This is a genomic window from Microcoleus sp. T3_D1 (genome assembly GCF_036700405.1).
GTDB lineage: Bacteria > Cyanobacteriota > Cyanobacteriia > Cyanobacteriales > Microcoleaceae > Microcoleus.
Window position 1 is genome coordinate 38,163 of sequence record NZ_JAUBOV010000065.1, and the last position, 6,243, is coordinate 44,405.

Consider the following 6,243-nt stretch of genomic DNA (forward strand, 5'->3'; position numbering starts at 1 on the left):
TTGCTAGGGTGAGCCGAAACACTCCGCCCGCCCTTCCCAATTCACCAGGCGCTAACTTTTTGTTTGGTAGAGCACAAAACATTCTGGATAACTTCTAGAGCAACAGCTTTAACTACATTAATACTTACACTATTACCCAGTTGATGATAAGCTTTATCATCATTAGGATGCAAAATAAAACTATCTGAAAAACCTTGTAGCCGCGCCGCCTCGCGGGGAGTAATCCTGCGGACTCGGTTATGAGAGTAAACTCCTAATCTATTAGCATCACTGGCAACTATTGTTACAGAAATTTTCTGCGGATCTAGAAATTTATAGACTTCAAAGGAAAAGTTACCGGATACAGGTTTGTATTGATTGTTGTTCCGTTGCAGGTACTTTTTTGTTACCAAGGAAGACAGCATCTCATCGAGATTGGGATGAGGAAAAAAAGTAGCTATTTGCTCTTTAGTTAATAGCTTGCCATCTTGGTCAGCGCCAAATTCTTTATTGCGCCTTTTCAAGATAAAAAGATTCATTAATTCAATTTCGTCTAAACTGCACTCGCCTCGCAAACCCAGTTCCCAAGAATGAATCGAATTGCCGCCGCGATAGTCAATTAGCCGCCTACCGTGCAAGCGACTGAAATCATTGTTAACTATTTGTTTCAACGCATTAACAAATTCTGGCGAACAATCATATTTTGGTTCTGGATTGTCTTCCAAAATATCTGCAAGTGTGACAGGTTGACTTAACGGGGAAAAGAACGATAGCTGTTGATGACTAGAGGAATGCGAATCTTTTGGGCCTACGTCGGAAATTAGCTTAAATTGGGGCGAAGCATTTAAAATTCCTACTAGGTAAACTCGGACGCGGTTCTGAGGTAAGCTAAAGTTAGAGCTGTTTAGCAAAAAATAATCGAAGCTGTAACCTCGGCTTTTGATTTCGCCCTTAATAGTTTCGAGGGTTCTGCCGCCGTCGTGGCTGACAAGCCCCCGCACGTTCTCGAAAATAAATGCTTGAGGTTTAAAGGTATCAATTAACCTTGCAATCTCAAAAAATAGGGTGCCTCTGGTGTCTCCAAAGCCCTCTTTTTTGCCAGCATAGGAGAAAGACTGACAAGGAAATCCCGCTAGTAAAATTTCATGTTCAGGCAGTTTGTCAATTAATCGGATGTCGCCTAAAGGTGTGTCGGCAAAGTTTTTCTGGTAAACTAATTGAGCGTCGGGATTGATTTCGCTGCTTAATACGCATTCTGTTTCCAGATTCAAGGAACGAGCGGCGGATTCAAACCCTAATCTCATGCCGCCTATTCCTGAGAATAAGTCAATAAAACGGAGGGTTTTCATAGCATTAAACTGGCTGGTTAAGATTGATATCTTGCACCATTTTTAACATGAGGCAGAGCGAAAGCATCTGCGTTACCAGGTAGAACCTAGTAACGAGGGGCATCGCACTTTTGCCTATTTTTTGCTAGCCATCCACTTTTGAAGATCCTTAATCGTAAAAACTGTTTCAAACTCTAATCCAACAGATTGATAAAACTGGGCACCACCTTGCTCCCTGTCAATCAGCGACAACACGCGATCGACCTTATAACCAGCCGCCCGCAACCGTTCCACCGCCTGCATCGCCGACTTACCCGTCGTCACCACATCCTCCAAAACCGCCACATTCGTGCCCTCTGGCAACAGCGGCCCCTCAATATAAGCCATTGTCCCGTGTCCCTTCGTCTCCTTTCTGACAATTAGCGCCGGAATCGATCGACCTTCCAGAGCCGAAACCACGCTTACCGCAGTTACAATCGGGTCAGCACCCAAAGTCAAACCGCCCACAGCTTGCACCTCCGACGACAGCATCGACAACAGCAAACGTCCCGTTGCCAAAGCACCTTCAGCGTGCAGCGTCACCGGTTTGCAGTTAATGTAATAAGAACTTTTCTGCCCCGAAGACAGCACAAAATCGCCTTCGCGATAGGCAAACTCGCACAACAAATCGAGAAGTCGATCGCGCAACACCTTCAAATCCGCAGCATCCATAACTCACACCCTGTAAAAAACACAAATAATCCGCCGATAATCAGTTTATCAAAAAATTGGGTTGAAAATCCCGTCCTTCGCTTGACCGAAGGCATCCAGGATAAAAGCCCCCGGATTCATTCCAACGCGCCAACTCAGGACCGGTGAAATAAAAAACCTGTCTCCGATGAAACTTGCCGAACGTATTTATCTCGCGCAAGTCAATGCTTCAATTCTAAAATCTAAAATCTAAAATCTAAAATCGCTTGACGGCTTTTTGATAGAATAGACATGGTTGTAATTCCCAAGGTGGGCGGTTGTGAAGCGGCTTTTAGTCGGCACCCTCGAACCTGAAAGCTTTTTAAAAGCAAAAAGAAGGGTAGCGAAAACCTTGTAAAACAGAGCTGGGGAATCAACGCATTCTCACGCACCAGAAAATCAATAATTTGTTTCAATTCCCGTAGGGTGGGGCACACCCGAACTCTAGGTTCGTATCCTAGTACGCTTTTGGAGATAGACCCTCTGGGGTGGTTGTGAGTTAAGCTCGTCAATTGGTGCAATTGCACGGTTGAAAAGTTTAAGGATTGCCGAAAGGACGCAACATTTTAAGGTCAGTCGCTGAATTAAGAATCCCTCTCCTTTAGGTCAGGGAGTGTCAAAGTGGAATCGGAATTAATTAAGGAGGCCCAAATATATGAGTCAAAAGTTAAAAAGCCTGAGCGGCGCGTTGATTCTCGCTGTCGCCTCTGCCGCGCTGGCATCCGTCAAACCAGCTCAAGCACAAACAGAGCGATTTCACCCGATTGCCGACGACTTCAACCGACAATACTTTGAAGCTTCAGGAGACTTTTACCACAACGTCAGCTTGCAAGGTTACTTGGGCGACTATTTAGGCATCGGTTCCCCCAGCGGCGTGGTTGCCTTTCCCGAAAAAGAAATGGAGAGGGATGCTAGCCGCGTCAACGGCCTCTACCGCCGAGTAATGCAGCGACAGGTTTCCAGCGACCCGATTCTCCGCGTTCCAGATGCAGTTAATCCCTTCGATGCCTCAATCATGGCACTGCCTGCAGCTTGCCAGCTAGCAGCTCAACCGAGCGGCTGTTTCCCTACTCCCGCCGGACTCCAAGATCAGTTTACACTTCCAACACAGCAGGAAGGTTCACCGACTGAGGCAGGGCCCGTTAGAGGACTTTATCAAGTATCGCCCCCTGGCAAAAATTAATCGATCGACAGTTGCGAGTTTTGAGCCGAGGCGGGTTTACTCAATCTTGGATTTGTATTTTAGGAATGAGAATTAAATAACTTCCACAAGTTTGTGGGATGGGCGTCCCGCCCGTCCAAAAAGGACGGGCGGGACGCCCATCCCACAATAACAATTAAAATTGTAAGTTATTTAATTCGCGAGCCTTAGAGAAAACCTCAACCAGCCCCAAAAATTAATGTTTTGGCAATGCTTTCGGTAAACGCGCCACTGGCTTTTTTTTAACTATCGCGGTTATTTTAGAGGAATAAATATTATCCAATATTTATCACACAATGCTGCCGTCAGGCATGATTGTTCCTTTCAAAATAGCTTCGCCCAGATTAGCTCCCGCCAAGTTCGCTCCCCTAAGATTTGCCCCGGTCAAATTCGCCCCTCTCAAATCAGCTTTGCCGAGGTTTGCCCACCGGAAATCTGCCGCGCTCAACTGTGCAAAACTGAGATTGGCTCTGAAAAGATATGCTCCAGTGAAGTGAGATTCTCCGAGGTTAGCTTTAGAGAAATTAGCTGCATAGCAATGTGCTTCAATCAATTCGGCTTGAGTCAGATTAGCTTGACTGAGATTAGCAAAGTTGAGGTTCGCGCCCATCGCATTAACTCGAAACATCACCGCACCGATTAAATTCGCATCTGCGAAATCGGTTTGTTGGAGATTGGCAGCGGTGAGGTCAGCTCCAATTAAATTAGCACCGCTCAAATCAGCTCCCTTGAGGTCGGCAGAGCGGAGGTTGGTTCCAGTTAAATTAGCTTTAATTAAATTAGTTTCGAGCAGTTGCGCTCCGGCAAGATTTGCTAAACTAAAATTAGATTCGGCGAGGTTGGCCGCAATTAATTTAGCCTTAAACAAATCTGCTTTAAAAAGGTTCGATCGCCCAAGATGTGCACCTCTGAGATTTGCTTCGGCGAGGTTAGCTTCGCTGAGATCCGGTTCTATATTTGGGTTGAGAGTTCTCCATTCAATCCAAGTAACTGCACCTTTTTTTAACAGCGCTAAATGCTGTGTATTTGCCATAATTGCATCTCCTTTAACGGCTATTCCTTGCGACCAACAATTGCTGGATTTTCTCGACCCGTCACGTTTTCCACCGCCGCAATTGCTGCCTGGGAACCTGCTATAATATCTCGTTCTGCGCCGCCGAGGTAAAGCCGTCCGAAACTTCCTACAGCCTGAACCTCTAAGATGTTAATAGATGCGCCTTTTTCTGCTTCATTGGCCGCCAGCGCTGCATAGGCCGCCGGTTCTACTTCTAAGACGTAAAGCGTTTGTCCCGCCAGCAGCAACTGTCCGCGGCGGGTGCGGTTGATTAATTGTGTTTGGTGGGGGTCAATGTTGCGAATAATTTGACTGGAAATCACTCGCGGTTTGATACCTTCTTCTCTGCGGAGTCCGATGAATTCTAGAATTGCTTTGCCTGCGGCCCGCGTTTCCCCCTGCTGACTCGAGTGTACTTCCAGAAGGCCGTACAAGCGTTCGACTATCTGCACTCCCGGGCGCACGGAGGCGGATTTGAGGGCGACATCGGTAATTCGGTTAATTTCGATACCGGGCGAGATTTCTATCCACAGCGACGCATCCCCCGGCAGCGGCAAGAATCCGGCGGCGATGGTGCCGATGTATGCTGCGTGCTGCGGCTGCAAGTTGTCTAGAAATACGTAGCTGCGTAGCTCTATTCCCAAAAGTTTTTATCTCCGTCGATCGACTTCCAACACTTATCTGTGCAATATCTGAGTTTACCGTTTTTTGTCAACAACACCTTGTCTGTTGTCGAGAGTGCCGCACTGCCTCACCACCGAGTGAGGTGTCAGACCCGCGATTTCTAGTGCCGGAGTGCCTCCGCGAGCAATCTTTAATTTTGTGCGCCTGCTAAAAATTTGATATCAATCTGTAGTTATACGTGGAACATAACCATCTTTACTGCTAGAGGTGGATTTAACTTTAAAAGCCAATCGATATAGTTGTGATAGTTAAAGATTTTAGCCAACAGAGAGCATTTGAATTATGAAACGTTCTGATTTATCCAAAGCAATCGGTGCAGGTATTATAGCTGCTGGTTTAGCCCTAGCACCTGCTCATCTCCCTGCTTCAGCTCAGACAGATACAACTGGTGGCACTACTTCCGGTACTAACAGCACTACAACCACCACCACTCCTCGCTCCGATGTCTACAATGCTGAAACCGATCGCGATTTTGATTGGGGATGGTTGGGACTGCTAGGCTTGTCTGGTTTGTTGGGCTTGATTCCCCGCAAACGCGAAGAAAATGTCCGCTATACCACTACAACGACCGATCGCGAACCCGCTGTGCGTAGTGACTACCGCTAAGAATTGAGTCTTAGTGCTGTCGGTCTTATGCAGGGACAGGATGTTTTAACCTGTCTGCAGATCGACATAGTTTTGATAGTTAAAGATTTTAGCCAACAGAGAGGAGCTGAATTATGAAACGTTCTGATTTATCCAAAGCAATCGGTGCAGGTATTATAGCTGCTGGTTTAGCCCTAGCACCTGCTCATCTCCCTGCTTCAGCTCAGACAGATACAACTGGTGGCACTACTTCCGGTACTAACAGCACTACAACCACCACCACTCCTCGCTCCGATGTCTACAATGCTGAAACCGATCGCGATTTTGATTGGGGATGGTTGGGATTGCTAGGCTTGTCTGGTTTGTTGGGTTTGATTCCCCGCAAACGCGAAGAAAATGTCCGCTATACAACTACAACGAGCGATCGCGAACCCGCGGCGCGCACTGACTACCGCTAAGAATTGAGTCTTAGTGCTGTGGGCATTATGCAGGGACAGGATGTTTTAACCTGTCCGACGATCGCCAATAATCATCAAAAAACCTCCATCCGTGAGGTTTTTTTGTTTGAGATGATGCGCGATCGAACCAGGATTAAATTGGTTACATCTGACCGGAAAACGAGACGCAAGCCCCTGGCTTTAGACACGGGGAAAAGTCGGTAGCGGTTTCAACCGCCTTGAACA

General features: G+C 46.8%; 7 protein-coding genes. 3 read left to right on the forward strand and 4 right to left on the reverse strand.

What is annotated here, in order from left to right; all coding sequences use genetic code 11:
• Window positions 1–41: 41 nt before the first annotated feature.
• Both dcm and pyrE read right to left on the reverse strand, forming a co-directional pair.
• Window positions 42–1,328, reverse strand: a complete 1,287-nt coding sequence (gene dcm, locus QT992_RS24460; protein ID WP_333339355.1) for a DNA (cytosine-5-)-methyltransferase — start codon at window positions 1,326–1,328, stop codon at window positions 42–44.
• Between the two features lie 114 nt (window positions 1,329–1,442).
• The gene (gene pyrE / locus QT992_RS24465; RefSeq protein WP_333322402.1) at window positions 1,443–2,018 is read right to left on the reverse strand and encodes an orotate phosphoribosyltransferase; all 576 of its coding nucleotides are present in this window, start codon (window positions 2,016–2,018) and stop codon (window positions 1,443–1,445) included.
• Window positions 2,019–2,691: 673 nt separating this feature from the next.
• Between pyrE and QT992_RS24470 the strand changes: the two genes are divergently transcribed.
• Window positions 2,692–3,219 carry a hypothetical protein gene (locus tag QT992_RS24470; RefSeq protein WP_333322400.1) on the forward strand — a complete coding sequence of 176 codons (528 nt, stop codon included), beginning with the start codon at window positions 2,692–2,694 and terminating at the stop codon, window positions 3,217–3,219.
• Window positions 3,220–3,526: 307 nt separating this feature from the next.
• Here QT992_RS24470 and QT992_RS24475 read toward each other — a convergent pair whose 3' ends face one another.
• Window positions 3,527–4,270: a pentapeptide repeat-containing protein gene (locus QT992_RS24475; RefSeq protein WP_333315741.1), complete on the reverse strand. Its 744-nt coding sequence runs from the start codon at window positions 4,268–4,270 to the stop codon at window positions 3,527–3,529.
• A 20-nt stretch (window positions 4,271–4,290) separates the two neighbouring features.
• The gene (locus QT992_RS24480; RefSeq protein ID WP_333315740.1) at window positions 4,291–4,935 is read right to left on the reverse strand and encodes a hypothetical protein; all 645 of its coding nucleotides are present in this window, start codon (window positions 4,933–4,935) and stop codon (window positions 4,291–4,293) included.
• 322 nt (window positions 4,936–5,257) lie between these two features.
• Here QT992_RS24480 and QT992_RS24485 point away from each other — a divergent pair, with 322 nt between their 5' ends.
• Window positions 5,258–5,581 carry a WGxxGxxG family protein gene (locus QT992_RS24485; RefSeq protein WP_333315739.1) on the forward strand — a complete coding sequence of 108 codons (324 nt, stop codon included), beginning with the start codon at window positions 5,258–5,260 and terminating at the stop codon, window positions 5,579–5,581.
• Between the two features lie 113 nt (window positions 5,582–5,694).
• Window positions 5,695–6,018: a WGxxGxxG family protein gene (locus QT992_RS24490; protein WP_190661580.1), complete on the forward strand. Its 324-nt coding sequence runs from the start codon at window positions 5,695–5,697 to the stop codon at window positions 6,016–6,018.
• Window positions 6,019–6,243 lie beyond the last annotated feature (225 nt).